We start from the raw sequence: 25179 nt of genomic DNA on the forward strand, positions 1-25179 counted from the left end.
GAATAATTGAAAAAACGAATTTTTTTAGTCTTTTTTTGCTTTTTAGCGCAATTTATTTTGGCACAAACAGCAAGAATTAAAGGTGTTATTTTAGACGAGTTTAATAATCCTATCGAAAAAGTAACCGTAAGTGTTGGAGACAAAGGAACTGAAACCAATAAAAATGGTTTCTATTCTTTGGAAGTTCCCGCAGAAAAAGAAATTACCATCGTTTTTTCTCATGTATCCTTCAAAAGTGCTACTATTATTACCACTTTAAAAAAGAATGAAGATTTCGAATTTTATCCTGTTTTAAATGATCGTGTCAATCAAATAGGTCCGGTTACCGTAACAGGAACAAGTAAAAAAAGAGTAGAAGGGGTCACTTCTATTGATCCGGTTGTAATACGAACAATTCCTGGAGCGAATGCTGGAATCGAAAATGTACTTAAAACATTACCTGGAGTGTATTCTAATAATGAGTTGAGTACTTCCTATGCGGTAAGAGGAGGGAATTATGACGAAAATTTAGTGTATGTAAATGAAATAGAAGTATATCGTCCGTTTTTAATTCGCTCTGGACAACAAGAAGGATTAAGTTTTACCAATACCAATATGGTTGAAAATGTTGATTTTTCAGCTGGAGGATTTCAGGCTAAATATGGAGATAAATTATCTTCCGTTTTAGATATTACCTATCGTAACCCCAAACAATTTGCTGCAGGTATTGAAGCTAGTTTAATGGGCGGAAGTGCTACCGTAGAAGCGGTTTCCAAAAATCAAAAATGGAGTAATATAACAGGTATTCGTTATCGAGACAATAGTTTATTGGTAAACAGTAAAGAAACGGAAACTAATTTTAGACCTTCTTTTGCTGATGTGCAAACTTTAGTGAACTTTAATGCCTCTACAAAATGGAGTTGGAGCTTTTTAGGTAATATTTCTCAAAATAAATACAATTACGAACCCTTAACACGACAAACTAATTTTGGAACTGTTAGCGAACCTATAGCTCTTGTGGTCGTTTATGACGGACAAGAAAAAGATAAATACTTGACTTTATTTGGAGCTCTGAAATCGGTATACCAATACAATGCAAACAATAAATTGAAATTCATTGCTTCAACCTATCATACGCAAGAACAAGAGTATTATGATATTTTAGCGCAATATCGTTTAGGTGAAGTGGATTCTAACATTGGTTCAGAAACTTTTGGTGATGTAGTGTATTCTAGAGGAATTGGTTCGCAATTGAGTCATGCTAGAAATGATTTAGATGCTTTAATTTTTAATGCAGAAACCAAAGGATTTCATGAAATAAATGAAAAAACACAAATCGAATGGGGAATTAAATACACCAAAGAGGACATTCGTGATCGAATTGTGGAATGGGAAGTGATTGATTCTGCTGGTTTTTCTTTACCAGCACCTATTTTGGATTACCAAAACGATCAGCCTTATAATCCTTATGTTGGACCTTTAGCACCGTATCAAAATAGAAGAGCGACCAATTATACTACCATCAATCGTATTTCAGGGTATGCACAATGGAATTATAAAGGTGCATTTGGCGAACATAAATACTGGATGAATCTTGGTGTAAGAGGACATCAATGGCAAGTAAAGAATACTAATAGTGTAGACGGTGATAGTCAATTTGTGGTTTCTCCTAGAGCACAATTTGCGATTAAACCGAATTGGGAAAAAGATATGTTGTTCCGAATTTCTGGTGGAATGTATTACCAACCTCCGTTTTACAGAGAATTAAGAGATTATGATGGTGTGGTACAACCCAATGTAAAAGCGCAAAAATCAGTGCATTTTGTAGTAAGCAATGATTATAGTTTTAAATTGTGGACCCGACCTTTTAAATTGGTTAGTGAAGCCTATTACAAAAAAAATACGGATGTAAATACGTATACAATTGATAATGTAAGAATTCGCTATCTTGCCAACAATGATGCTGAAGCTTATGCGTATGGTTTTGATGCACGTTTGAATGGAGAATTTGTACCAGGGACTGAATCTTGGTTTAGTTTTGGGTACTTGAAAACTGAAGAAAATCAGAATGATAGAGGTTATATTGCTAGACCAACCGATCAAAGATTAAAATTTGGTTTGTTGTTTCAAGATTATATGCCTAATATTCCCAATTTTAAAGTGTATTTGAATTTGGTATACAATACCGGTTTGCCAGGTGGTTCTCCATCTTATGCAGATCCATATGACTATCAATTGCGATTAAAAGATTACCGTAGAGCGGATGTTGGATTTTCATATGTTTTTAAAGATCAAGAGATTCAATCGAGTAAAAAATGGTTGAAACCTTTTACTGATTTTTCTCTAGGATTAGAAATATTCAATTTATTTAATAATCAGAATGCCATTACAAATACTTGGGTTAGAGATGTCTATACCAAATCTCAATATGGTGTGCCAAACTATTTAACGACAAGGGTTTTTAATGTAAAGTTAATCGCGCATTTATAAATAAAAGCAGTCAAAAAAATTAGTATATTTGATTATATATTTCAGATTATGAATCACATTATAAAATATCTCCCTTGTTTGATTATCGTTTTTTTAGTGAGTTGTAAACAAGAAAAAACAACTCCTAAAGTTATCTATGAAGAAACGAAAAGACCTACGGAACAGAAAAAAATAGATACTTCTTCTATCAAGATAGCCGATTTACCCATATTAATGGAAGGAACAAAATTTTTGATTCATCCTGTTGGAGATGTTCGCGTATATGATGATTACAGCAAAGTCTATGGTTCTAGTAAAACCAATCAAGTAAGTTATGCTATTTCTAACTACAACCGTTTTGAATTGACTGGATATTTTGAAAATTTAAAATTTCAACATATCGATTCTACTTCGGTAAAAGAATTAACGGATAAAACTATTCAAATTCAAACGGTAACCTATTTGAATACTATTGCTGAAAAAACTAAAAAGCAAATTTTAGTCTATATTTTAGTAGATTCTGATACGAATATCGATGGAAAGGTAAATCAAAATGATATTAAATCCTTATATATCAGTAATATTGATGGGTCTGGTTTTACTAAATTATCAGAGCCTTTGCAAGAACTTATCGATTGGAATATCATCGAAGTGCAAAACCGACTGTATTTTAGATGTATTGAAGATATTAATAAAAACGGTGCTTTTGATAAGAACGATAAAGTACATTATCACTCAGTTAATTTAATGGCAGACGAATGGAAAGTTGAGGAATATAGGCCTATTTAAAAGATAGAAGTTTGAATTCAGAATTCAGAAATTAGTTGTAGTATCAATTGAAAATTTAAGATTTGAAAAATATATTCTTTTCAATACTTTTTCCCATTATGATTTTCTCACAAAATGAGTTATGTGATACAAGTATTGAATTTTCAAATTTGTTTTATAACAATGATTATGAAACTCTTTTATTGAAATTAGAAACGCTAAAGTCTAACGAAAATGATGTTTCACTCAATCCAATTCTTGATTTTAATTTAGGTCGATTATATTTTTATTTGAAAAAATATAACGAAGCTGAAGAGTTACTTTTAAATCTAAATGCTTCTGATGAAGTTTTTCATTTTAATAGATTTATATGTGACAAGTCTGTTTTTGTCGATGAGTATGAAGTTGAAAATATTTTCAGTAATCTTTCAGGAAATCAATTGAAACAGAAAACTCAACTTTTATTATCTGATATTTATTACGAAAAACAAGAATATAACAAATCGCTGCAATATTTAAAAGATTCCAAAAAAAATGAAAACTGTAAGTTCGTTTCTTATGGTTGTGGGAATGCAATGATTAGTGATATTCTTCAATATGAACACCGAAAGTTTGCTATATTGAATAAATTGGGTGAAATTGAAGAAGCAAATCAATCTGGTTTATCTATTTTATTTTTAACTCAAAACGAAAACCTAATTAAAGAACTCAAAGCTAATTTATTGCAGCAATATTCAAACAAAGAAATTATCAAGGAGTTAAAAACACAGTTAGAAGAAATTAAAAGAGGAGATATTGTTGTTTGTGAAAACATAATAAATACCTCATATATTGATTTTTTTACCTATAAAGTTCTTTTTTGGAAATCAGATGAAAAAATAACGAAAAGTAAATCCTATGAAATTCTAACTTCTGAATTCTAAATTAAAATATCACTTTCTAAATCGGATTTTTCAATAGCAATTTCGTAACCGAGTTTTTTCACCATTTGAACTACTAGGTTTTTATACCAATTTTCACTTTTGGGATGGATGTAAATTTTTTCAATCAATTCATTGATTATTACATCTATTTTTAACCCTTCATTAATTGATATTTGCGAATGGCTTACATCCGAAATTATGCGTATTTCACGTTCGTATTGAAAACTTTTTCGTTTGAATAAAAAAGGGAAAAACGTATCTTCAAAAGGAATATATTCTTTCTTGTAATCGATGTAATTGACTTCACCAATATATTGTTCAAAATGTTTTTCTACGGCTAATGCTTTTTTTAATCTTCCAATGGTCGATTGTATGGCTAAACCTTCATTGTTTTTAGTGAAAATTTGCCACATTGCAAAAGATTCATATTCATTGGCATGCCAACTACTCACGACTACTTTTTCGCGATGTGATTTGTAATAATCTAAAAACTTGGGATTATTGGCCGCAATTTTTTTAATTTCTTCAAAGGTGGGTTCTGAAAAAGTACCTTCGTACTGATCTTCAAATTTATCTGAACGTGACATGAATAACTTTTGAGATAAAAGCATATCTAAAAACTTGGATAAATCCAAATATTTCCAAACCACAAGTTGGTCGTTATCAGATAATTTAATATCAGGACTATTTACATACATATTGAAGTCGTTTCCTCTCAAATGTAGTAAATTTTTAAAATAGTTGTAGTAGAAATTAAGCTACTTTTGTCCAAATTTCCGTACGGCCTAATAAGGAAATGCCAATATAACCTCTAACTTTTAATGTATTTCCCTCTTTTTTGATATGACAACTATAGGTTTTACCCGATTGCGGATCGTATATTTTTCCGTTTTCCCAAATTTTATCTTCCGAATTGTATTCAAATCCAGAAATAATTTGTAATCCTATAATAGGGTTGGTTCTCTTACTTTTATCAGGATTGTTTACATCCAAAGCTTTTTTACCTTCTCGAAGAGGATTTTTCAACCATACTATTTTTCCGTAGTATTTTGCATTGGATTCATAAATTTCAATCTTAGCATTGTCATCACCTGCCGTTAACCAAGTACCCACGATAGCATCTGCGGGATTGTTTTCCATTGGTAAAGAGGTAAAGCTTAAACTAATAAAAGCGGTTAAAATATATAAGAAAACACTTCTTTTCATCGGGTTTTTTTTATTCAAAAGATTGCATTGAAACCAATTTGGCATACATACCCTCTTTGGCTAAAAGATCGGCATGCGTTCCTTGTTCGACGATTTCCCCTTTTTGCATTACTACAATAGTATCAGCTTTTTGAATAGTAGACAAACGGTGTGCAATAACAACAGAGGTTCGGTTTTGCATCATGTTTTCCAATGCTACTTGAACAAGCTTTTCGCTTTCAGTATCTAAAGCTGAGGTCGCCTCATCTAAAATCATGATAGGAGGGTTTTTTAAGACCGCACGAGCAATAGATAAACGTTGTTTTTGACCACCCGATAATTTTCCACCAGCATCACCTATATTGGTCTCAATGCCAAGAGGTAAATCTTTTACAAATTCGTAAGCATTCGCAATTTTTAAAGCTTCAATGATTTCTTCATCTGTTGCATCTGGTTTACCAATCAAAATGTTTTGTTTGATCGTATCGTTAAATAGGATAGAATCTTGCGTAACTAAACCCATTAAACTTCTTAAAGAATGAATGTCCCAGTCTTTAATATCGGTTCCATCAATTTTAATGCTGCCTTCGTTCACGTCGTAAAAACGCGTTAATAAATTTGCAATCGTACTTTTTCCAGAACCGGATTGTCCTACTAAAGCAACCGTTTTTCCTTTAGGTACTTTTATAGAGAAATTCTTAAGTACATTTTCATCTCCATATCTAAAGTTGATATTTTCAATAGAAATTTCGTTTTCAAAAGTATTTTTTACTAAAGCATTTTCTTTCGTATCAATGGTGTTTTCTTGTTCTAAAATTTCAAAAACACGATCAGCCGCAGCAATACCATTTTTTACTGCATAAGAAGCTTTAGATATGGCTTTGGCAGGTGTAAGGATGTTATAGGCTAATCCCATGAAAACCAAAAAGATGGCTCCGTCAAGAGTTTTATCTTCTAAAACTAGAGTTCCTCCATAAAAGAGAAGAATAGCAATGGTTATAATACCCATTACCTCGCTTAAAGGTCCTGCTAAGTTATTTTTTTTACCAATTTTATTGGAAAGATTTAATAAACGATCTATGGAACTAGCAAATTTATTTTTAAAAACAGGCTCTGCATTGTAGCTTTTTACCACTTTTAATCCTGTAAGTGTTTCTTCAACTAAAGAAATCATGTAACCACCTTCGTTTTGCGCGCGTAAGGATTGTGATTTTAAACTTTTACCAACTCTGGAAATAATTAAACCTGATATCGGTATAAAGATGAATACAAAAAGGGTCAGTTTCCAGCTATAAACAAACATCATGGCTATCGAAAAAATGATTGTAAAAGGTTCTTTTACAATAAGTTCTAATAGCATAAAGAAGGAATTTTGTACTTCACCTACATCACCAAGCATTCTTGCCATTACATCTCCTTTTCGTTTTTCTGAGTAGAAAGAAACGGGTAAACTGATAACTTTTTTATACATCACATTACGTAATTTAGCAGTAACACCATTCCGTAAATGCATCATATGATAAGAAGCTAAATAGCCAGATATGTTTTTGAGTAAAAATGTAAAAATTACTATAGAAACCACTAAAAGTAGCGATTTTTGAGGTGTGCCACTATCACTAAATAGTGTTACTTTATAATAGAGTAAGTTTTCTAAATAACTTTTTAAATGAAAGATATCTTGATAAATAGGTTCGATTGTAACTCTTTTTGTTTTATCAAATAATACATTCATCATGGGCAACAAAGTCACATAAGATAATGTACTAAATAAAGCATATAAAATATTATAGAATACATTCCAACCAATATGATTTTTGAAAGGTTTTAAATAAGGTCTAAGTTTTTGAATTATTTTTTTCATTAGGTAAGCTGCATTTCAGCAATAATATTTGTAATTTTTTGATCTAAAATCAATTCTGTTGCATTATAATCATCTACAGATGGTAATTCGGTATGTACACTAAAATAAAATTTAATTTTAGGTTCTGTACCACTTGGTCTTGCACAAATTTTTGTTCCGTCTTCTAAATAATAAATTAATACATTCGATTTTGGAATCGTAATTTCATAGGTCTCATTGCTCATTACATCCAAAGCTTTTGAACTTTGATAATCTTCAATACAAACCACACGTTGACCGTTTATTTCTTTTAAAGGATGCTCGCGTAAATCAATCATCATTTTTTTAATTTCATTCGCACCTTCAATTCCCTTTTTAGTGATAGAAATAAGGTATTCTTTGTAAAAACCATAATCTAAAGAAAGGTTAATCAATTCTTTAAATAAGGAACTACCAGCCGCTTTTGCTTGAGCTGCAATTTCACAGACTAATAGAATAGCGGCAACAGCATCTTTATCGCGTACTGCATCGCCTACCATATAACCAAAACTTTCCTCACCACCTCCAATAAATTGTTGTTTTGGAAAATCTTTAATGAACTTCGCAATCCATTTAAAACCGGTTAAACCTACTTTACATTCTACACCATAAGCAGAAGCTAAATCGAGCATCATTGGAGTGGATACAATAGTCGAGCCAATGAACTCATTTCCTGTTATTTTGTCAGCTCTTTTCCATTGTTCTAACAAAAAGGCAGTCATAATTACCATGGTTTGGTTTCCGTTAAGTAATTTAAGATTACCCTCTAAATCACGTACAGCTACTCCCAATCGATCGCTATCAGGATCGGTTCCCACTACAATATCAGCATCAATTTTATCTGCTAGTTCTAAAGCCATGGTTAACGCTTCAGGTTCTTCAGGATTTGGAGATTTTACAGTTGGGAAATTACCATCTGGAACCGCTTGTTCAGGAACAATATTCACATTTTTATAGCCTGCCAAATCTAAAACACTTGGAATAGATTTAATAGAAGTACCGTGTAAAGAAGTATATACGATTTTTAACGCATCTTTTGCGCTTTGTGGTGTATTAAAACTCGCGTTTTCAATTGTTGAATTCCAAAAAGCAACATCAATTTCTTCGTCAATGTATTCAATTAAAGAATCATTTGCTTCAAAAAGAATATCGCTGTATTGCAGGTTTTCAATGATTTCAATAATCTCACCATCTTGAGGAGGTACTAATTGTCCGCCATCTTGCCAATATACTTTATAACCATTGTATTCTGGTGGATTATGAGAAGCGGTTAAAACAATACCTGCATGACATTTTAAATGACGTACAGCAAATGACAATTCAGGAGTAGGTCTTAAGTCTGAAAATAGATAGACTTGAATGCCATTTGCAGAAAAAACATCAGCCACCACTTTAGCTAAAGTATTACTATTATGACGACAATCATAAGCAATAGCCACTTTAAGAGCTTCTCCTGCAAATACTTTCTTTAAATAATTGCTTAAACCTTGTGTATTTTTGCCTAAAGTATATTTGTTAATACGATTGGTTCCAACGCCCATAATACCACGCATTCCACCAGTACCAAATTCTAAATTTTTATAAAAAGAATCCTCCAGTTCTTTGGGAGAACTAGTCATCATTTTTTCAATTTCTTCTTTTGTTTTGGAATCAAATGTAGGGGTTAACCATTCATTTGCTTTTTCTAGAATTTGTTTGTCGATATGCATATTGTATGTTTTTTTTGAAGCTATTTCCTGCTATTCGCTATATCTTTTATTTTACTTCGACAAGCTCCGATAAAATAAAAGGATGCCGCTACTATCAGGGCTATTACGCTATTATTTTTGAAATTTTATATCGTTCTTCGTTATTTTTAGTTCTCAAAATGATTTCTCCTAAAAAACCTGCTAAAAACAATTGAGTACCTATAATCATAGTGGTTAACGCAATGTAAAACCAAGGATTGTTCGTTACTAAAATGGTAGGTTCGTGATGGTATAACTTCCATAACTTAAGAACACCAATACTTCCAGCTGCTAAGAAACCAATGAAAAACATTACAACGCCTAAGGCACCAAATAAATGCATAGGACGTTTCCCAAATTTAGATAAAAACCAAATAGTAATCAAGTCTAAAAAACCATTAATAAAACGACTCATACCAAATTTAGAGCTACCGTATTTTCGGGCTTGATGAATCACTACTTTTTCACCAATTTTTGAATACCCTGCATTTTTCGCTAAAACGGGAATGTAGCGATGCATTTCCCCGGAAACTTCAATGTTTTTAATGACTTCGTTTTTGTAAGCTTTCAAGCCACAATTAAAATCATTCAATTTTACCCCTGAGGTTTTTCGGGCTGCCCAGTTGAATAATTTGGAAGGAATATTTTTAAACAGTACCGAATCATATCTTTTTTTCTTCCACCCAGAAATTAAATCAAAACCTTCTTTAGAAATCAAATGATACAATTCTGGAATTTCATCCGGGCTATCTTGTAAATCGGCATCCATAGTAATAATAACATCACCTTGAGCTTTAGCAAAACCAGCATGTAAAGCCTGACTTTTGCCATAATTTTTAAGAAAGCGAATACCTTTTACATTTGGATTTTGCTCAGAAAGTTGTTCAATAGTACTCCAAGAAGCATCGGTACTTCCGTCATCTATAAACAGTATTTCATAAGAAAAGTTATGACTAGTCATAACTTTTACAATCCAATTATGTAATTCGGGTAACGATTCTTGCTCGTTTAATAAGGGAATAACTATGGATAAATTCATTTAGAATTGTTCTTTAGGTTTACTTTTAAAAATTAAAGAAAATATAACTCCAAAAATAGAAAGAATTACAGTTTTAATAAAATAACCTTTAATTAAATTAATAATGCTATAGTTGTCAGGAGATGTTTTCATTTGTTCTACCGATGCTTTTATATCAGAAGATGATGCTCCAAGTTTTTTCATAAATTCAACTGTAGAATTAATAGTTAATTCCTTTACTTGTTCCCCAAGGGTTGGGTCAATCACATTAAAAATGAGAATTTGAAATAGAGTTGAAAACAGAAGACTTATAGTTAAGCTTATAAAAAAAGTTGTAAAAGCTTCTTTAAAACTAAAAACACCATTCAATGCTTTTTTGGTTTTGTTCAGTAAAACGATATTAATAATTATGAAAAAAAGAGTTAGAAAAAGAAGTAGCCAAAGCAATTTTAATATTGATCCAAATAAATTTAAATCAAATAGAAAAGCATAAAGATCAATGCTTAAATAAACTAGTCCGCAAATTATACCAAATTTAATCCCATTATTTTTAATAATTTCATTCATGGTTTGTTAGTTTTAAGAGTTTACAAATATAGAAATAATAAAGTTTTAGTGTATTAGTGTAAAAAAATAAAAAAAAGTTACACCAATGCTTGTGAATTAAAAATTTAGTGTAAATTTGCACTCTCAAAATAAAAGATTATAAACGAAAAGGTTATAAAGTGTTTACACCTTTTTTAATAAAATAAAAAAGCCGCGAAGCAATTTATAATCATTAATAAAAAAGATTTATCAAGATGAAAAAAGGAATTCACCCAGAGAATTACAGATTAGTAGCTTTCAAAGATATGTCAAATGAAGATGTATTTATTACTAAATCTACAGTAGAAACTAAAGAAACGATTGAGCACGAAGGAGTAGAGTATCCAGTATTTAAAATGGAGATTTCTAGAACATCTCACCCTTTTTACACAGGTAAATCGAAACTTATCGATACAGCAGGACGTATTGATAAATTCAAAAACAAATACGCTAAATTCGATAAAAAATAATCGATTGTATAGTATACCAAAAAAGCTCCATGAAAATGGAGCTTTTTTTATGCTTAAATTTTTGGTTTAAACAAATTATAGTAAATTTAGCCTCAAAACGCATTTGTGCAAAGAAAAACTGATAATAGCTACCAATCATGAACTACATACTTTTTGATGGAACCGTTCGCAATGCCTTACTTCCATTTACTTTTACCCGACCCGTGGCCGATATTCGTATAGGGATTTTAACCATTAGAGAAAAGTGGGAAAAATATTTAGGGTATACTACCACAACGTTAACGGAAGAATATTTGATGGAAAAATTCCCTATGGTGGAAATGGAAGCGAACATTATGATTAATGCTTCTTTCTTTCCCAATGAAATAGTTGTGGAAATGATTCGTAATTTGGAACCCAAACAAGCGATTATTGCTGGAGAAGAAATTATCGCCTTCTATTCTAATGAAACCCAAGAAGAAGTAGATTTTGACGATTATGAACTGATTGATTATGAGGAAGAAATTTTGCGAATTGAAAATACATGGGATATTTTTTCTAAAAATGATGAAGCGATACGTGAGGATTTTCAATTGTTAACGGAAGACAGACATTCACAACCTATTCCTAAAAGTGTAAATGTGATTGCACCCGAAAATATTTTTATTGAAGAAGGTGCAAAATTAGAATTTGTTACCTTGAATGCTTCTACTGGCCCCATTTATATTGGTAAAAATGCTGAGATTATGGAAGGTTCTGTAATTCGAGGGCCTTTTGCATTATGCGAATATGCTCAAGTAAAAATGAGCGCTAAAATTTATGGAGCCACTACCGTTGGTCCTCATAGTAAAGTAGGAGGAGAAGTTAATAATTCGGTATTATTTGGGTATTCTAACAAAGGGCATGATGGTTTTTTAGGGAATTCAGTTTTGGGAGAGTGGTGTAATATAGGTGCAGATACCAATACTTCCAACTTAAAAAATAATTATGAAGAAGTACGCTTATGGAGTTATGAAACCGAAAGTTTTGCAAGAACTGGTTTACAATTTTGCGGATTAATGATGGGTGATCATAGTAAGTGTGGCATCGATACCATGTTTAATACTGGTACAGTAGTCGGTGTTTCTGCCAATATTTTTGGAAGCGGATTTCCAAGAAACTTTGTGCCTAGCTTTTCATGGGGCGGTGCATCTGGTTTTACTACTTACCTCACCAAAAAGGCTTTTGAAGTAGCTAAAGTGGTAATGCAACGCCGACAAGTTGCATTTTCTGAACAAGATGCGAAAATATTAGAGCATGTTTTCGAAGAAACTAAAAAATATAGAAAGGAATAAGCTATGTTTGGATTTATATTTATTTTTTTTATTGGAAGGTTTTTTTATAGATTGGCAGAACAATACCATCAAAACAAGTGGTTGTTTGGAATCTTAGGTGTAGTTATGTATTATGCTGGTACTCTTTTCGCTGGTGTGTGTGTAGGGTTAATAATGCTAATTTTTGATTGGGATATTGATACAAACGAAGGAACAATAACCTTAATTGCAATTCCATTTGGAATTGGAGCTTGTTGGCTGTTTCATTATCTTTTAGAAAAACATTGGAAATCAAAAAAAGTGGAGCCCATTGAAAATATTGATGATATTGGAAAAGATATTGATGAAATAGGGGTGTAATTTGTGATGCATTATAAAATATATTTAATGTAAATTAAAATAATAGGCTATTCCAAAATAGAATAAAGTGCCTAATAGAATTGTCAATAGTAATGGAATAAGAATGTTATTTCTTCTTTGCTTTTGGAATTTTTTTCTAATTTCTGCTAATAATTCAGGAGAAGCCTCTTTCTCCTTTAGAGCTTTTCTATAAGAGGTTTGCAAGCTTTTCCATTTATTGCGATCATGTTTTTTAAGTAGATTCCTATTGTTTTTCAGAATTGTTGCTGGTGATCCATAATAGCCTCCCATATTTTTTAATTTTAATGATACTGTTACAAATAGCGATTCAATGCAGCAAGAGTAATTAGAATAACGACTAGAATACTAAAGGTTAATGTAATTTTATTTTTTTGGATTGCTTTATTTTCTTGTTGTAGTCGTTGTCTAATAGCAGCTAATTCTTCAGGAGTTGCTGTATTTGGATCCACAAATTCAATATTATCATTTGTAGTGGTGTTGACAAATTTTTCTAGTTTAGAAGTTCTATTTCTTCTATTATTTTTTAAACTAGTATTGGCACTCATCATGGAACCTTCACCTGCCATAATTTTATTTTTAGGGTTTTATAATTGTACGCTGAAAACAATAAAATAGTTACAAAACGTTCTTGATATTTTTTTGAATAATATTATTTACAAAAGAAAAGAGAAGTAAATCTTGGAGTAGATTACTTCTCTTTTGTATCTATAGAGATCAATAAGTTTCTAGATTAAATTTTAATTTTTCCTTCTACACCATCTTTATTATCAGTTTTTTTTCTGGTAAGAATTGATGAAACAAAATGCATCATGGATATAAATTTTCCAGTTTTGGTATCCCAATAATATACATCTCTTGGTTCTACTCGAATGATGCTTACATTTGGATCTTCTTTACCATCAAACCAAGCATTTGCAAAAACAGACCATTTCTCTTCAATCGTATATTTATCGTCATAAATGAAGGCATTTCCTAGCACAGAAAGATATTCGTAATCGCCATTATTCATAAAGTATAATTGTACTTCATTATTGCGTTCAATTTCCATGTTTTTATTACTTTCTTTACTGCTTATAAACCATAAATTTCCTTCTTCATCACACTCTTGTAGACTCATAGGTCGAGCGTTAAAAGGTGGTTTTGAATTTAAATTGGTCACAAACATACAAGTTCCTGCTTTCTCTGAAAGCTCTTTTAATTTTTCTATAGCATCTTTACTAAATAAGTTTTCCTTAGACATAATGTTTTGATTTTTTATTATTTCAAATTTCTGAATAACCAACTAAAATTGTCTTACAGAATTATTTATAAATTTTATATAATTATAAAAATAATGTAAATTTGCACCCTCAATTTTTTGACAACGATTTCATTAATTGAGCTGATATATGGAAAATAAAAAGAAAGTTGCCTTTTATACTTTAGGCTGTAAATTAAATTTCTCCGAGACCTCGACGATTGCGAGAAGTTTTCAAGACGAAGGTTTTGAACGTGTTGATTTTGAAGAAGTAGCTGATATGTATGTTATTAATACCTGTTCGGTTACTGAAAACGCAGACAAACAATTCAAGCAAATCGTAAAAAAAGCATTAAAATTAAATGAAAAGGCTTTTGTTGCAGCTGTGGGTTGTTATGCACAGTTGAAACCAGAAGAGTTAGCGGCAGTAGATGGTGTAGATTTAGTTCTTGGTGCTACTGAAAAATTTAAAATTACCGATTATATTCAGGATTTGTCTAAAAACGACATGGGAGAAGTGCATTCTTGTGAAATTGAAGATGCAGATTTTTATGTAGGAAGTTATTCTATCGGTGATCGTACCCGTGCTTTTTTAAAAGTGCAAGACGGTTGTGATTATAAATGTACCTATTGTACGATTCCATTAGCAAGAGGAATTTCTAGGAGTGATACAATGGAAGGTGTTCTAAAAAATGCCAAAGAAATTGCTGAAAAAGGAATTAAAGAAATCGTCTTAACGGGAGTGAACATTGGAGATTATGGAAAAGGGGAGTTTGGTAACAAAAAACACGAACATACTTTTCTAGATTTAGTAACTGAATTAGATAAAGTAGAAGGGATCGAACGTTTGCGAATTTCTTCCATTGAACCGAATTTGTTAAAAAATGAAACCATCGATTTAGTTTCAAAATCCAGAGCTTTTGTACCCCATTTTCATATTCCTTTACAATCTGGAAGTAACGACATTCTTAAAAAAATGAAACGTCGTTACTTGAGAGAATTGTATGTAGATAGAGTCCATAAAATTCGTGAAGTAATGCCTCATGCGTGTATTGGTGTGGACGTAATTGTAGGTTTTCCTGGAGAAACTGACGAACATTTCTTAGAAACGTATCACTTTTTAAATGAATTGGATATTTCGTATTTACATGTTTTTACCTATTCAGAAAGAGATAATACAGAAGCGGCAACTATGGAAGGTGTTGTACCAAAAAATGTGCGTGCAAAACGAAGTAAAATGTTACGTGGGTTATCGGTTAAAAAGCGTAGGGCGTTTTACGAAAGCCAAATAGGAACGCAAAGAACGGTACTGTTTGAAAGTGAAAATAAAGAAGGTTATATCCATGGTTTTACTGAAAATTATGTAAAAGTAAAAACACCATGGAATCCAGCATTAGCCAATACGTTACATGAGATAAAATTAACGCATATTGATGAAGATGGTAGTGTGCGTTTGGAATTTGTAGGGGTAGAGGTTTAAAAAATAATTCCTTTCAAATTATCCATATAACTCAAGCTCACTTTTACTTTATCTGCATTAGTCATTGTTATTTCAAATGTTTTGCCATAACGTTGTACTTCTTTAATTTGTTTTAAATTAACGATGGAACTGCGATGTACGCGAATGAAATTTTTTGGGTTGAGTTTTTCTTCTAAAGAAGAAATTCCATAATTACTAATGAAGTAGTCATTTGTGGTAAATAATTTTGAATAATCACCATAGGCTTCTATTCGTATAATGTTTGAAACGGATAAAGTGATGAGTTTTTTGTTTTTATGTACCAGAATGCGTTCGGGATATGTTTGTTTTTCAATTAGAAGACTTTCTGCTAAAGGGGTAACACTATTGATTTCGTTATCCCATTTTAATTTTTCAATTGCTTTTTTAAAACGTTCTTTGGTATACGGTTTTAAAAGATAATCAACAGCATGTACTTCAAAGGCTTGCAAAGCATAACTATCATAAGCTGTTGAAAAAATAATATTGGGAATTTCGTCTAAATAAGTCAAAACTTCAAACCCAGTTAACCCTGGCATTTGGATGTCTAAAAAAATTAAATCGGGTTTAAATTCGTTGCATATTTTAACAGCATCTACTCCATTATTAGCTTCCCCTAAAAGAATTAAATCAGGATATTCTTTAAGATATTCGTTAATCAATTGTCGACCCGAGCTTTCATCATCAATAAGAATTACTTTTTTCATTATATTGAAAATTTTACTTGTAAACCACTTGGAGTATTTTGTGAGAATTCCAGATTACTCCCATATATTTTTTCTAACCTTAGCTGGGTATTGGTTAAGCCAATTCCTTTTTGAAGAAGTTTCGTTTTGTCTGCTACTCCAATACCAGTATCTGAGATAATAAAATGTATTTTATGATTTTCTTTATAGATAGAAAGGCTTATTTTACCGCCTTTAATAACTGAAGCTAATCCATGTTTTATTGCATTTTCTACAATAGGTTGTAAAAGCATAGGTGGAATTTTTTCAGAATATAATTTTTCTTCAACTTGTATTTCAATTTCTAAACGATCTTCAAAGCGAGCCTTTTCTAGTTGCAGATAATTGGTTACAAAATCGAGTTCTTCTCGAAGGGTTACAAAATCTTCTTGACTTGCTTTTAATTGGTAACGAAATAAATCTGAAAGTTGCGCAATCATGTGACGGGTCTTTTCATTTTCAGAAGGAATAGAAGCACTTATTGTATTGAATACATTGTAAAGAAAATGAGGGTTTAATTGTGCTTTTATGGCGGCTAGCTCACTTTTTAGTGCTGCTTCACGCAGTTCATTTTCTAATTGTAATTTTTTTTGGGTTTCAATAAAATAGGTGTAGGCAAAATAACAACCAAATTGAAACATTAAAAATAAGGAAGGGATATACAAATCCCAAACTTCTCCAGATCCTGTTAGTCGCGATAAGCTATAAAAATCATGAAATTCATAGCGTATTTTTCGAAAGAATAAGGTTACTAATGGAATTAAAATAAAGACAATTATAATTTTAAAAGCAATACTTTTGTGCTTAAGAAAGTAATTGATTAGTGCCCAAATAAGTACAAAAGCTATAAAATTAAAGAAATATACAAAACCTGAAGAAAACCAAAAATCTCTCGCATCTAAAAAATCGGCTAGTCCTAATTTCCCTTCATAGTTTCTATTCCAAAACAAAACAGTGTAGTATAAAACGGAAAATAAAGCATAGAAAATGAGTACGGCTAAAATTTCTTTTTTAGTCGTTTTTGAAAATAAAGCAGTTAATTTTTTATTCATCTTTGTTCTCAATTACATACCAAAATGCGCCATTATATGGATTAAAGCTAATTTTAAATAATCCTTCATGTGTAGCAACAAGATACTTATTTTTTACTTCTAATATACGCTCTTTTTGTTTAGCAATTACTTTTCCTTCTTTGTATTCAAAGTGTAAGCTATTTGAAAATTCAATTTCCAAGTTATATGTACCATTAGTTAATAGTGATTTTTCAATCTTTTTTAGAATTAAAGAGGGAGTGTTGTTATGGTCAAATGGCTTATCATTATGTTCTATAATATGAATAGTTGCATTTTGATAAACCATCGGTTTTGTGTCCCAAGTAGTTACTACACTAATTTGATTGTATTTTTTTTCTAATTCAAAATTAGAAGAAATGCTATTTCCTTCTTTTACAGTTATTTGGCATTTTTTAGGATAGTAGTATACTAACTGTTTTTCCGACTGAATGGCATAGTAATCTTGTGCCTGTAAAGGTACTACAAAGAGTAGGAATGCACTTATTAGTAGCGTTTGCATAGAATGTTTTTTTGATTGCTAGTTCGAATGTACATTTCCCTTTTGGATTACCCAATTAAAAAAAGACGAATTGGCAAATAAGACGACGAATTGGAAAGATAAATTGAGCGGTTTATATTCCTTTTCAACAGTTTTCTATTTTATTAGGTTGGAGTTTGCATCAATTTTGTGTCCTAATCCAATTCAAATAACATGAAAACAACAGCATTATCACTATTTCTTTTTTTATGTGTCGTATCAATAACAAGGGCTCAATCTTTTTCTGTTCAAGGTATCGTTTTAGGTAAAAATGATTTACCTCTCGTAAAAGAAACGGTATATTTATTAGGTAAAATAAATCATGAAATTGTAAAAATTAGCGTTACTGATGACAAAGGAGGCTTTATTTTGTCGGTTTCAGAAGCAAATTCGTATCTACTTACTATAGCAAATGCTGATTATGAGTTGTTTCAGGATACAATCTCAATTACTGAAACAAAGCAAGTGCTTTCACCCATTCGATTAATTGAAAAAATACAAGTATTAAATGAAGTGGTGGTTATTAAAGAAAAGCCTATGATTCAAGTATTGGCTGATAAAACTATTTTTAATGTAAGTGCCTCTATTAGCACAACTGGAACCAATGCTTTGCAATTGTTACGCAAAGCTTCTGGAGTTAGTATTGATAATTCTGGAAGTATTATTTTGGAAGGAAAAACTGGTGCTCAAATTTTTATAGATGGAAAACCAACTTTGCTCAACGGACAAGAATTGCAAGCCTATTTGGAAACCTTACAATCATCGGATATTGATAAAGTGGAAATCATTACTCAACCTTCTTCAAAATATGATGCAGCAGGTAATGCAGGAATTTTAAATATTGTATTTAAAAAAGATAAAAATAGAGGGGTTAATGGCTCCCTAAGCAATGCTTTTACATTGGGCGATTATGCTCGAAATAACGCTTCTTTTGCTATGAATTATCGGAATAAAAAGAACAATTTATTTGGTAATGTAAGTCAGGGAATAGGTAAAAGCACTGGTTTCTTGTATTTGAAAAGACAGCAAAATAATACCGAATTTGATGCTAAAACAGAAAGTATTTATACTCCTAAAACGACTAATTTGCGCTTAGGATATGATTGTTTTGCAACCGAAAAGAGTACATTTGGAATCTTGCTAAATTCAAACTGGAACCACAATACCAATCAAAGCAACTCCAGAACGCCTATACAAGCCTATACAAGTGCAACTATAGATAGTGTTTTGATAGCCAATACTATTTCGAAAAGCAATTCACAAAATCTACTATTAAATGTAAATTACAAATACAGCGACACCTTAGATACGTATTTCAATGTAGATATTGATTATGGGAAGTTTAACAGAGAAGGTTATGCTTTCCAACCCAACTATTATTATGATACCACAGAAACTACAATAATAAGTCAAGCGCTAACAACACAAGAAACACCAATTGATATTGATATTGTTTCCTTACAAACAGATTACGAACAAAGACTAGGAAAAGGTAAGATAGCAACGGGCATTAAAATGGCATCTGTAACTACTGAAAACACGTTTAATTTTTACAATCAAATGGGTAATGATTATGTTTTGAATTTGAATCGAAGCAATCAATTTCAGTATCGAGAAACCATATATGCAACCTATGGAAATTACAATATACAAAAAGAGAAATGGAGTTTTCAGTTGGGTATTCGAATGGAAAATACGATTTCAAGAGGGAATTTAATTCAAGATCAAAGTAATGCCAATAAAACTGTAAAACGAAATTATACCAATTGGTTTCCAAGTGGAGGTATTACCTATCAAATGAATGCCAAGAATCAATTGGCTTTAAACTACAGTAAACGAATCCAAAGGCCCAACTATTCTTCCTTAAACCCTTTTGAATATAAAATAGACGAATTATCTTCCAGTAGAGGTAATCCTTTTTTACAACCGCAATATACACATACTATCAAATTAACCAATACCTATAATTATAAATTGTCTACCGCTTTAAGTTATACTTATGTTTCTGATTTTTTTGCCCAAATTACGGAAGCTGAAGGTACCAATAGAAATTATTTAAGTCCGCAAAATATAGCCAATCAAGAAGTTTTTAATTTAGGAATAGCACTTCCATATCAATTTACAAATTGGTGGTCGGTATATGTCAGTATTAATGCCTATACAAGTAAGTACCTCTCCAATAATCCAAATTTTATTCCTCTTAAACAAGAAACAGTAAGCTTCTACGGACAACAAACTTTTTCTCTACCTAAGGAACTTACTTTGGAACTTAGCGGATGGTTTAGTTCCCCTTCTGTTTGGGGAGGTACTTATGTTACCAAAAACATTGGAGCTCTAAATTTGGCTTTTCAAAAGAAATTTTTTCATAAATCTCTTCAAGCCAGTATTGCTTTTAATGACATATTGTATACCATTCCTTGGAGAGGTAACACTCAATATGGTGGCATACAAATACAAGGAACAGGTGGGAGCGATTCAAGAAATGTGGTTTTTAGTCTCAATTATACTTTTGGTAATTCAGAAATAAAAAAATCAAGAAACCGGAATACAAGTTTAGAAGATGAAAAAGGAAGAGTTAATTAATATTACTCTTTAAGCGCTAATTTTTCTTTTACGAAGGATTGAAATTCCTCGATAGACGTAATTCGGTTTTCCATTTTTTCTAAAATAGATGCTATGGGAACGAATTGTTTTTCTTGAATTTCAATTTTTTCTTTTAGTGTTTTTATCAGTTCATCTTTTAGAAAGATAGTTTCTTTCAAAGTATCATAATTGTTGGCTAATGGATTCTTATTTTTTAAAACATATGTTTCGGTAGGTTCTTGTAAATGAGTTGTTTGAGTGTCGGTTTGGGAAAGTAATACATTTCCTTTTCCTGTAAGTAGCCAATGCATGTTAACGTCGGGAAATTGATTGGCAATATCCAAAATAATTTCTACTGAAGGTTTGTTTTTTTCATCTTTCAAACGGTTTAATTTACTAGAACTGTCATATTTTAATCCGTTTAAAGCAAAATCATTTATGTTTTTAAATCCTTGAAATTCAACAATATGTAATAATCTTTTAAAAAAAGTTTGCATTTTTATTAAAATATGTTTGTAAAATAAAAACTTGTTTGTATATTAGCTACATCAAAACCAATCTAATATTCATTTGTAAACGAATTGATAGGTAAAGCGAATATAGTAAAAATACTATATACTTTCCTATTGTATTCTAGCATTACAAATAAAAAAGTGATTTTTTAAAACCAAAACAAACTTCTATGCGTATATGCTTTTTAACCCACTAACCCAAACTAAATAATTCTGGATGTACACCAATTATGAAATAGGTAAGATTTTGCATAAAGCAACTACCATAGAAGATTTTTTATGTATTCAAATTGAGTTATTAGAAAATGTAGATTGTTATTTACAACAGTTTACAGCTGATTATTTTAACTTTATTGGAAGGTATTGTATGGAAGCCATTCCACAATTAATTGAAAAGAAAAATCCCAGCTTGGAAAAACTGGCTTGTTTTCATTTTCTAACCACACTTCTTTGCGATTTTGATCGGTTTTATAAGAATGGAGGCGCTTCTTATTTTAAAATGAGCGTAGCTTCTATAGAAGATCGATTAAAATATACTGTAAATACATAAGGAACTGCAATTAATGCAAACATCCAACAAACATTTCTGTCTTTAGCTTAAATGTTTTGGGAAACACTTTTTGAATCTTTTTCAAAGAGCTGTCTGCTTTTTTTTCTTGTTCAAATATACCGGAAACAACAGCAATTGTTTTGTCATTACTATTGTTTTTGTATAAAGATAAATATTCTAAACTCAAGGTTTCTGAAGGAAAACGTCTTGGAAAATAATCACCTGCATACAATTCGTCTTCATCATCCTCTGGAAGTACAATTAAATCTTTTGTAGGATTGTAATATCTTCCCATGGTGTCAATCTCAATTTTAAATGCATGCTGAACATCAAACATTTTTTTATGTAATTGAGCATAATTTAAACTGGTATCCACCACAATCACATAATAGGTTTCGGTTTCACTAAATTCTGAAAGGGTATCAGTTGGCGTTTCTTCTCTAGAAAATTCTTGTTGTGAAATGGTGTCAAATTTGTTTTGTACACTATCTAAAACCACTTCTTGTGTTTCGGTAGTACTTTCATTCTTTTGGGTGCAAGAATAAAAGAAAAAAATTAAAAGGAAAATAAAATAGGTTTTCATAAGCTGCGATGATTATAACCATATACTCTTTTATTCGAGTTTATGGTTAGATAGTACATTTGATTTTTTTGATAACCACAATTTAGAATTTCTGCTTCTAATTTCGATAAAAATGATTGAGGTACATTTCTATCTGCATTTATTAGTATGACAATTTGCGAACCTTCGTTTCTTTCTAATGAGTCATAAAAAATAAATTCTTTGAAGTCTTTTATGTCAGAAATTTTATCATTTAACTGAAGGTAATAATCATCTAAATTATACTTGTCGGAAAGCTGTAAAGTTAATTTTTTAAGTTTCCCAATCGCAATAAAAATCACATTTGAATTTTGTTTTAAGTCAAAATTAAATTTTGTCTGATTGGTTTCAAACGGATGAATGTCAACTAAAAGACCTAAAGAAAAATGCGATATAAAAGAGCTATTGTCGTCTTTTTGTTTTACCCAATATATGGAATCTTCAATGAATACTTTATTTTCTTTTACACTAAAGTCAGAAGTGAAAAAATCGTTTATGTCATAACCAAAAGCACCTTTCTTTTGCGGTGTAAACACTTGATTTTTTTGGATATCAATCCCTCTTTTTAAAATGGAATCTGCCATAAAATCAAATACATTCATCGTAATCGTATACGTACTATCAGTGATGGTATGACAGCAGATAAAATCATCATTTCCTTTTTCAAATTCATGCCAATGCCCCACAAGTTGTTTTTCTTTATTTACACAAGAAGTAAATAATAGGAAAATTAGAAATAAGAATATATTTTTCATGCAAACCAATTTCAACCACTAAAATACGTTAAAAACAAAAAAGTCTGTATAACAATACAGACTTTTCGTTCTTAAAAGTAACCAAATTATAATAAAGTCGGTTCTATAATTAAACTAAAACTACTTTTTAATCAAGCGAACCACTTCTTGTTTGCCATCTTTGCTAATTTGTGCAAAATAAATACCATTTGGCATTTCAGACAAATCAATAGAAGCTGTTTGAGTCAATTGCAGTACTTCTTGACCGGTTAGGTTTATTACACGTACAGCATCTACTACAATATCCAAATTAACCTTATCACGTGTTGGAACAGGATAAACTGCAAGACCATCAATAGTATGAGTTGAAGAACTTAATGTTCCATCCACATCAATTACAAATTCATAAAAATCGAAATTGTTTGAAGCATCAAATACTTCTAAAGTGATGGTATGCAATCCGCTTGTTAAAGTCTGTCCTGGTGAAGGATATTGATCGGCAACTACAGACGAAGTACAGTTGTCAATTACCACAGTAGACACGGTAAAATCAGGTAAAATATAACCGTTATTGCTAGCATTATTAAATCCTACTGTCATGTCTTGGGGTAATGTATTGGCATCAAAAACAGGTGGTAAATTGTCAGATACATGAATGGTGGTAGTACAAGTTGAAGTTAAATTGTTATTGTCTACTACTGTTAAAGTAATGGTTATTGGAGAACCAACATCAGAACAATTAAAATTATCTCGATCAATACTGATCGATTGAATCCCTGAAAGATCATCTGAACCATTATTGATGTCAGCAGTGTCAATGGTATACGTTCCATATTCGTCTAAGTTCAACCAAGTTTCACCCACACAACTTGCAGTAGGTGGTGTGGTATCCACTACATTTACTGTACGAATCATTTGTTCTGCTTCATTTCCAGCTGCATCAGTAGCATTATAATAAATAGAATACGATCCCACTGCATCTACAAATTCGGAAGCATCAATAACCACACTCGAACCATCATCGGTAGTAGCACCTAATTCAGTATAACCTGCACCTAATTCAATTTCTTGTGGATTAGCACCAGTTAACGTAATTACAGGAGCGGTACATTCCGTTCTAAAAGTAACTTGAGATGTAACAGTGGTCCAGTTGGTAGTACTATAAGCAGGATTATCTACTTCAATACAGTATAAAAGTGGTGTTAAAGTGGCTTGGAAATCTGTAAAATTAGTATTGTTACCATTTTTTACATTTAATGCATATAAATACGGATTGTTTTTAACCAATAGGTATTTTAAATTAGGTAAACCACTAAAATCCAATTCGGTAAATTCATTGCCATCTATATTCATCAACTGAATGCTCAATGGTAATGTAATAGAGGTTAAATCACAAAGTTCTGCTGCTAAATTAGTTAAATTAGTATTCGCAGATAAATCTAAAGTTGTAAGCGCATTGGCACCACAAATTAAAGAAGTTAGGGTAGGATTAGTAGAAAGGTCTAAGCTTGTAAATGAATTACCTCTACAGTTAAAAACTTGTAAAGACGCAAAGTCTTCAATACCTGTTAAATCAGAAATACTTCTATTGCTTATATTTAAAGTAGTAACTCCTGAAATATTGGCTGTTGGTACATAATCATCTAAAACCGTATCATAACCTAAATCGATTAGTCTTTGCTCAAAATTAGTATCGGGTACATAAGTGTCAGCAAAATGACAATTGGTACTGAAAGAATTGTTCGGATCTATATTGGTCCAATTGGCTTGACTATACGACACATCATCTACTTCAATACACGTTAGTAACGGCGTATTAGTAGATTGAAAAGATACAATTCCTGTATTGTTCCCATTCTTTACAGAAATGCGCTCTAATACGGAATTGTCTTTGATAAGAAAGTAGGTTAAGTTGGTTAACGCACTTAAATCAATACTTGTTAGTAAAGTAGCCGAAAGGTTTACTTCATAAATTCCAGTAGGTGCACTAGAAAATAACAATTCACTTAACGGATTTACTTCAAAAGCAATTCGAGTCAGACTAGTATTTGCGGATAAATCTACAGAAGTAAGATTGTTGTAACCCGCATAGAAAGTGGTTAGGTTTACATTATTAGAAAGATCTACTTCGCTTAAATTATTACCTCTAACACGCAATACTTGTAAGGCAGCAAAACTTTCAATGCCCGTTAAATCAGAGATATTTCTTCCGTCTAAATCTATGTTGACTACAGAAGCTACATCAGAAGTTAACACTAAACCGTTTAATGTTCCTTCTGTATCAATTCCTAAATCGATTAAAGCTTGTTCAAAATTTGCGTCAGGAATAGCGGTATACTGACCAAAAACGGTAAGAGAAAAAAACAGGATCGTTACGTGTAAAAATCTTTTCATCATAAAATGTTTGTTTATGTTTTCTAAGTTGTAAAATTGTGTAGTGCAAAGGAAAACATTTTAGGGTAGTAAGAAAAGA

Annotated in this window: 25 protein-coding genes; 9 read left to right on the forward strand and 16 right to left on the reverse strand. The window is 31.3% G+C overall.

Annotated features, from left to right (window positions below):
* Window positions 1–6 precede the first annotated feature (6 nt).
* The 3 genes from NHF47_RS07335 to NHF47_RS07345 all read left to right on the forward strand — a co-directional run bounded on the left by NHF47_RS07335 (window position 7) and on the right by NHF47_RS07345 (window position 4139).
* Complete coding sequence (locus NHF47_RS07335; protein ID WP_252764313.1) at window positions 7–2469, forward strand: carboxypeptidase-like regulatory domain-containing protein; 2463 nt, start codon at window positions 7–9, stop codon at window positions 2467–2469.
* A 48-nt stretch (window positions 2470–2517) separates the two neighbouring features.
* A complete protein-coding gene (locus tag NHF47_RS07340; RefSeq protein WP_252764314.1) occupies window positions 2518–3237 on the forward strand; it encodes a hypothetical protein in 720 nt (239 codons plus the stop codon).
* Window positions 3238–3299: 62 nt separating this feature from the next.
* Window positions 3300–4139 carry a hypothetical protein gene (locus NHF47_RS07345; protein ID WP_252764315.1) on the forward strand — a complete coding sequence of 280 codons (840 nt, stop codon included), beginning with the start codon at window positions 3300–3302 and terminating at the stop codon, window positions 4137–4139.
* On the opposite strand, the gene NHF47_RS07350 is transcribed toward NHF47_RS07345, so the two are convergent.
* From NHF47_RS07350 to NHF47_RS07375, 6 genes are all read right to left on the reverse strand, one after another.
* Window positions 4136–4837 (reverse strand): hypothetical protein, encoded by a 702-nt coding sequence (locus NHF47_RS07350; protein WP_252766067.1) that lies wholly within the window; start codon window positions 4835–4837, stop codon window positions 4136–4138. The genes NHF47_RS07345 and NHF47_RS07350 overlap by 4 nt on opposite strands.
* A 55-nt stretch (window positions 4838–4892) precedes the next feature.
* On the reverse strand, window positions 4893–5345 hold the full coding sequence (locus NHF47_RS07355; RefSeq protein ID WP_252764316.1) for a DUF2147 domain-containing protein: 453 nt from the start codon (window positions 5343–5345) through the stop codon (window positions 4893–4895).
* Window positions 5346–5355: 10 nt separating this feature from the next.
* Window positions 5356–7185 carry an ABC transporter ATP-binding protein gene (locus tag NHF47_RS07360; RefSeq protein WP_252764317.1) on the reverse strand — a complete coding sequence of 610 codons (1830 nt, stop codon included), beginning with the start codon at window positions 7183–7185 and terminating at the stop codon, window positions 5356–5358.
* Window positions 7185–8912, reverse strand: a complete 1728-nt coding sequence (locus tag NHF47_RS07365) for a phospho-sugar mutase (RefSeq protein WP_252764318.1) — start codon at window positions 8910–8912, stop codon at window positions 7185–7187. The genes NHF47_RS07360 and NHF47_RS07365 overlap by 1 nt, the downstream gene beginning before the upstream one ends.
* Before the next feature lie 103 nt (window positions 8913–9015).
* On the reverse strand, window positions 9016–9969 hold the full coding sequence (locus tag NHF47_RS07370; RefSeq protein ID WP_252764319.1) for a glycosyltransferase family 2 protein: 954 nt from the start codon (window positions 9967–9969) through the stop codon (window positions 9016–9018).
* Window positions 9970–10515, reverse strand: a complete 546-nt coding sequence (locus tag NHF47_RS07375; RefSeq protein ID WP_252764320.1) for a DUF4199 domain-containing protein — start codon at window positions 10513–10515, stop codon at window positions 9970–9972.
* 233 nt (window positions 10516–10748) lie between these two features.
* On the opposite strand from NHF47_RS07375, the gene NHF47_RS07380 reads away from it, so the two are divergent.
* The 3 genes from NHF47_RS07380 to NHF47_RS07390 all read left to right on the forward strand — a co-directional run bounded on the left by NHF47_RS07380 (window position 10749) and on the right by NHF47_RS07390 (window position 12655).
* On the forward strand, window positions 10749–11003 hold the full coding sequence (locus tag NHF47_RS07380; protein ID WP_252764321.1) for a type B 50S ribosomal protein L31: 255 nt from the start codon (window positions 10749–10751) through the stop codon (window positions 11001–11003).
* A 137-nt stretch (window positions 11004–11140) separates the two neighbouring features.
* Window positions 11141–12316, forward strand: coding sequence for a GlmU family protein (locus tag NHF47_RS07385; RefSeq protein ID WP_252764322.1), 1176 nt, complete (start codon window positions 11141–11143; stop codon window positions 12314–12316).
* A 3-nt stretch (window positions 12317–12319) separates the two neighbouring features.
* The gene (locus tag NHF47_RS07390; RefSeq protein ID WP_252764323.1) at window positions 12320–12655 is read left to right on the forward strand and encodes a hypothetical protein; all 336 of its coding nucleotides are present in this window, start codon (window positions 12320–12322) and stop codon (window positions 12653–12655) included.
* A gap of 24 nt (window positions 12656–12679) precedes the next feature.
* Here the strand turns inward: NHF47_RS07390 and NHF47_RS07395 are convergent, their stop codons facing one another.
* From NHF47_RS07395 to NHF47_RS07405, 3 genes are all read right to left on the reverse strand, one after another.
* Window positions 12680–12946 carry a hypothetical protein gene (locus NHF47_RS07395; RefSeq protein WP_252764324.1) on the reverse strand — a complete coding sequence of 89 codons (267 nt, stop codon included), beginning with the start codon at window positions 12944–12946 and terminating at the stop codon, window positions 12680–12682.
* 23 nt (window positions 12947–12969) lie between these two features.
* Complete coding sequence (locus NHF47_RS07400; protein WP_252764325.1) at window positions 12970–13242, reverse strand: hypothetical protein; 273 nt, start codon at window positions 13240–13242, stop codon at window positions 12970–12972.
* Between the two features lie 164 nt (window positions 13243–13406).
* Window positions 13407–13916, reverse strand: a complete 510-nt coding sequence (locus NHF47_RS07405) for a pyridoxamine 5'-phosphate oxidase family protein (RefSeq protein WP_252764326.1) — start codon at window positions 13914–13916, stop codon at window positions 13407–13409.
* Window positions 13917–14064: 148 nt separating this feature from the next.
* Between NHF47_RS07405 and mtaB the strand changes: the two genes are divergently transcribed.
* Window positions 14065–15393 carry a tRNA (N(6)-L-threonylcarbamoyladenosine(37)-C(2))-methylthiotransferase MtaB gene (gene mtaB / locus NHF47_RS07410; RefSeq protein WP_252764327.1) on the forward strand — a complete coding sequence of 443 codons (1329 nt, stop codon included), beginning with the start codon at window positions 14065–14067 and terminating at the stop codon, window positions 15391–15393.
* On the opposite strand, the gene NHF47_RS07415 is transcribed toward mtaB, so the two are convergent.
* The 3 genes from NHF47_RS07415 to NHF47_RS07425 are packed head-to-tail and all read right to left on the reverse strand — an operon-like array spanning window position 15390 to window position 17708.
* Window positions 15390–16118, reverse strand: coding sequence for a LytTR family DNA-binding domain-containing protein (locus NHF47_RS07415; RefSeq protein ID WP_252764328.1), 729 nt, complete (start codon window positions 16116–16118; stop codon window positions 15390–15392). The genes mtaB and NHF47_RS07415 overlap by 4 nt on opposite strands.
* A complete protein-coding gene (locus tag NHF47_RS07420) occupies window positions 16118–17188 on the reverse strand; it encodes a sensor histidine kinase (protein WP_252764329.1) in 1071 nt (356 codons plus the stop codon). The genes NHF47_RS07415 and NHF47_RS07420 overlap by 1 nt, the downstream gene beginning before the upstream one ends.
* Window positions 17181–17708, reverse strand: coding sequence for a hypothetical protein (locus tag NHF47_RS07425; RefSeq protein WP_252764330.1), 528 nt, complete (start codon window positions 17706–17708; stop codon window positions 17181–17183). The genes NHF47_RS07420 and NHF47_RS07425 overlap by 8 nt, the downstream gene beginning before the upstream one ends.
* A gap of 192 nt (window positions 17709–17900) precedes the next feature.
* On the opposite strand from NHF47_RS07425, the gene NHF47_RS07430 reads away from it, so the two are divergent.
* The gene (locus tag NHF47_RS07430) at window positions 17901–20309 is read left to right on the forward strand and encodes a TonB-dependent receptor domain-containing protein (RefSeq protein ID WP_252764331.1); all 2409 of its coding nucleotides are present in this window, start codon (window positions 17901–17903) and stop codon (window positions 20307–20309) included.
* A 2-nt stretch (window positions 20310–20311) separates the two neighbouring features.
* Here NHF47_RS07430 and NHF47_RS07435 read toward each other — a convergent pair whose 3' ends face one another.
* A complete protein-coding gene (locus tag NHF47_RS07435; protein ID WP_252764332.1) occupies window positions 20312–20806 on the reverse strand; it encodes a hypothetical protein in 495 nt (164 codons plus the stop codon).
* Between the two features lie 232 nt (window positions 20807–21038).
* Between NHF47_RS07435 and NHF47_RS07440 the strand changes: the two genes are divergently transcribed.
* Window positions 21039–21371 carry a hypothetical protein gene (locus NHF47_RS07440; RefSeq protein WP_252764333.1) on the forward strand — a complete coding sequence of 111 codons (333 nt, stop codon included), beginning with the start codon at window positions 21039–21041 and terminating at the stop codon, window positions 21369–21371.
* A 10-nt stretch (window positions 21372–21381) separates the two neighbouring features.
* Here NHF47_RS07440 and NHF47_RS07445 read toward each other — a convergent pair whose 3' ends face one another.
* The 3 genes from NHF47_RS07445 to NHF47_RS07455 all read right to left on the reverse strand — a co-directional run bounded on the left by NHF47_RS07445 (window position 21382) and on the right by NHF47_RS07455 (window position 25103).
* A complete protein-coding gene (locus tag NHF47_RS07445; protein ID WP_252764334.1) occupies window positions 21382–21954 on the reverse strand; it encodes a hypothetical protein in 573 nt (190 codons plus the stop codon).
* Window positions 21951–22727, reverse strand: a complete 777-nt coding sequence (locus NHF47_RS07450; RefSeq protein WP_252764335.1) for a hypothetical protein — start codon at window positions 22725–22727, stop codon at window positions 21951–21953. The genes NHF47_RS07445 and NHF47_RS07450 overlap by 4 nt, the downstream gene beginning before the upstream one ends.
* Window positions 22728–22847: 120 nt before the next feature.
* A complete protein-coding gene (locus NHF47_RS07455) occupies window positions 22848–25103 on the reverse strand; it encodes a T9SS type A sorting domain-containing protein (protein WP_252764336.1) in 2256 nt (751 codons plus the stop codon).
* Window positions 25104–25179: the final 76 nt, after the last annotated feature.

It is taken from the genome of Flavobacterium sp. NRK F7, assembly GCF_024054195.1.
Taxonomy (GTDB): Bacteria; Bacteroidota; Bacteroidia; order Flavobacteriales; family Flavobacteriaceae; genus Flavobacterium.

What these genes read in the sequence shown, in the direction of transcription:
- NHF47_RS07450 (WP_252764335.1), bottom strand. Translation starts at nt 22,727, where the DNA reads ATGAAAAATATATTCTTATTTCTAATTTTCCTATTATTTACTTCTTGT.
- NHF47_RS07360 (WP_252764317.1), bottom strand. Translation starts at nt 7,185, where the DNA reads ATGAAAAAAATAATTCAAAAACTTAGACCTTATTTAAAACCTTTCAAA.
- NHF47_RS07375 (WP_252764320.1), bottom strand. Translation starts at nt 10,515, where the DNA reads ATGAATGAAATTATTAAAAATAATGGGATTAAATTTGGTATAATTTGC.
- mtaB (WP_252764327.1), top strand. Translation starts at nt 14,065, where the DNA reads ATGGAAAATAAAAAGAAAGTTGCCTTTTATACTTTAGGCTGTAAATTA.
- NHF47_RS07420 (WP_252764329.1), bottom strand. Translation starts at nt 17,188, where the DNA reads ATGAATAAAAAATTAACTGCTTTATTTTCAAAAACGACTAAAAAAGAA.
- NHF47_RS07365 (WP_252764318.1), bottom strand. Translation starts at nt 8,912, where the DNA reads ATGCATATCGACAAACAAATTCTAGAAAAAGCAAATGAATGGTTAACC.
- NHF47_RS07395 (WP_252764324.1), bottom strand. Translation starts at nt 12,946, where the DNA reads ATGGGAGGCTATTATGGATCACCAGCAACAATTCTGAAAAACAATAGG.
- NHF47_RS07380 (WP_252764321.1), top strand. Translation starts at nt 10,749, where the DNA reads ATGAAAAAAGGAATTCACCCAGAGAATTACAGATTAGTAGCTTTCAAA.
- NHF47_RS07355 (WP_252764316.1), bottom strand. Translation starts at nt 5,345, where the DNA reads ATGAAAAGAAGTGTTTTCTTATATATTTTAACCGCTTTTATTAGTTTA.
- NHF47_RS07455 (WP_252764336.1), bottom strand. Translation starts at nt 25,103, where the DNA reads ATGATGAAAAGATTTTTACACGTAACGATCCTGTTTTTTTCTCTTACC.
- NHF47_RS07415 (WP_252764328.1), bottom strand. Translation starts at nt 16,118, where the DNA reads ATGAAAAAAGTAATTCTTATTGATGATGAAAGCTCGGGTCGACAATTG.
- NHF47_RS07405 (WP_252764326.1), bottom strand. Translation starts at nt 13,916, where the DNA reads ATGTCTAAGGAAAACTTATTTAGTAAAGATGCTATAGAAAAATTAAAA.
- NHF47_RS07370 (WP_252764319.1), bottom strand. Translation starts at nt 9,969, where the DNA reads ATGAATTTATCCATAGTTATTCCCTTATTAAACGAGCAAGAATCGTTA.
- NHF47_RS07445 (WP_252764334.1), bottom strand. Translation starts at nt 21,954, where the DNA reads ATGAAAACCTATTTTATTTTCCTTTTAATTTTTTTCTTTTATTCTTGC.
- NHF47_RS07350 (WP_252766067.1), bottom strand. Translation starts at nt 4,837, where the DNA reads ATGTATGTAAATAGTCCTGATATTAAATTATCTGATAACGACCAACTT.
- NHF47_RS07430 (WP_252764331.1), top strand. Translation starts at nt 17,901, where the DNA reads ATGAAAACAACAGCATTATCACTATTTCTTTTTTTATGTGTCGTATCA.
- NHF47_RS07390 (WP_252764323.1), top strand. Translation starts at nt 12,320, where the DNA reads ATGTTTGGATTTATATTTATTTTTTTTATTGGAAGGTTTTTTTATAGA.
- NHF47_RS07340 (WP_252764314.1), top strand. Translation starts at nt 2,518, where the DNA reads ATGAATCACATTATAAAATATCTCCCTTGTTTGATTATCGTTTTTTTA.
- NHF47_RS07425 (WP_252764330.1), bottom strand. Translation starts at nt 17,708, where the DNA reads ATGCAAACGCTACTAATAAGTGCATTCCTACTCTTTGTAGTACCTTTA.
- NHF47_RS07435 (WP_252764332.1), bottom strand. Translation starts at nt 20,806, where the DNA reads ATGCAAACTTTTTTTAAAAGATTATTACATATTGTTGAATTTCAAGGA.
- NHF47_RS07440 (WP_252764333.1), top strand. Translation starts at nt 21,039, where the DNA reads ATGTACACCAATTATGAAATAGGTAAGATTTTGCATAAAGCAACTACC.
- NHF47_RS07385 (WP_252764322.1), top strand. Translation starts at nt 11,141, where the DNA reads ATGAACTACATACTTTTTGATGGAACCGTTCGCAATGCCTTACTTCCA.
- NHF47_RS07400 (WP_252764325.1), bottom strand. Translation starts at nt 13,242, where the DNA reads ATGGCAGGTGAAGGTTCCATGATGAGTGCCAATACTAGTTTAAAAAAT.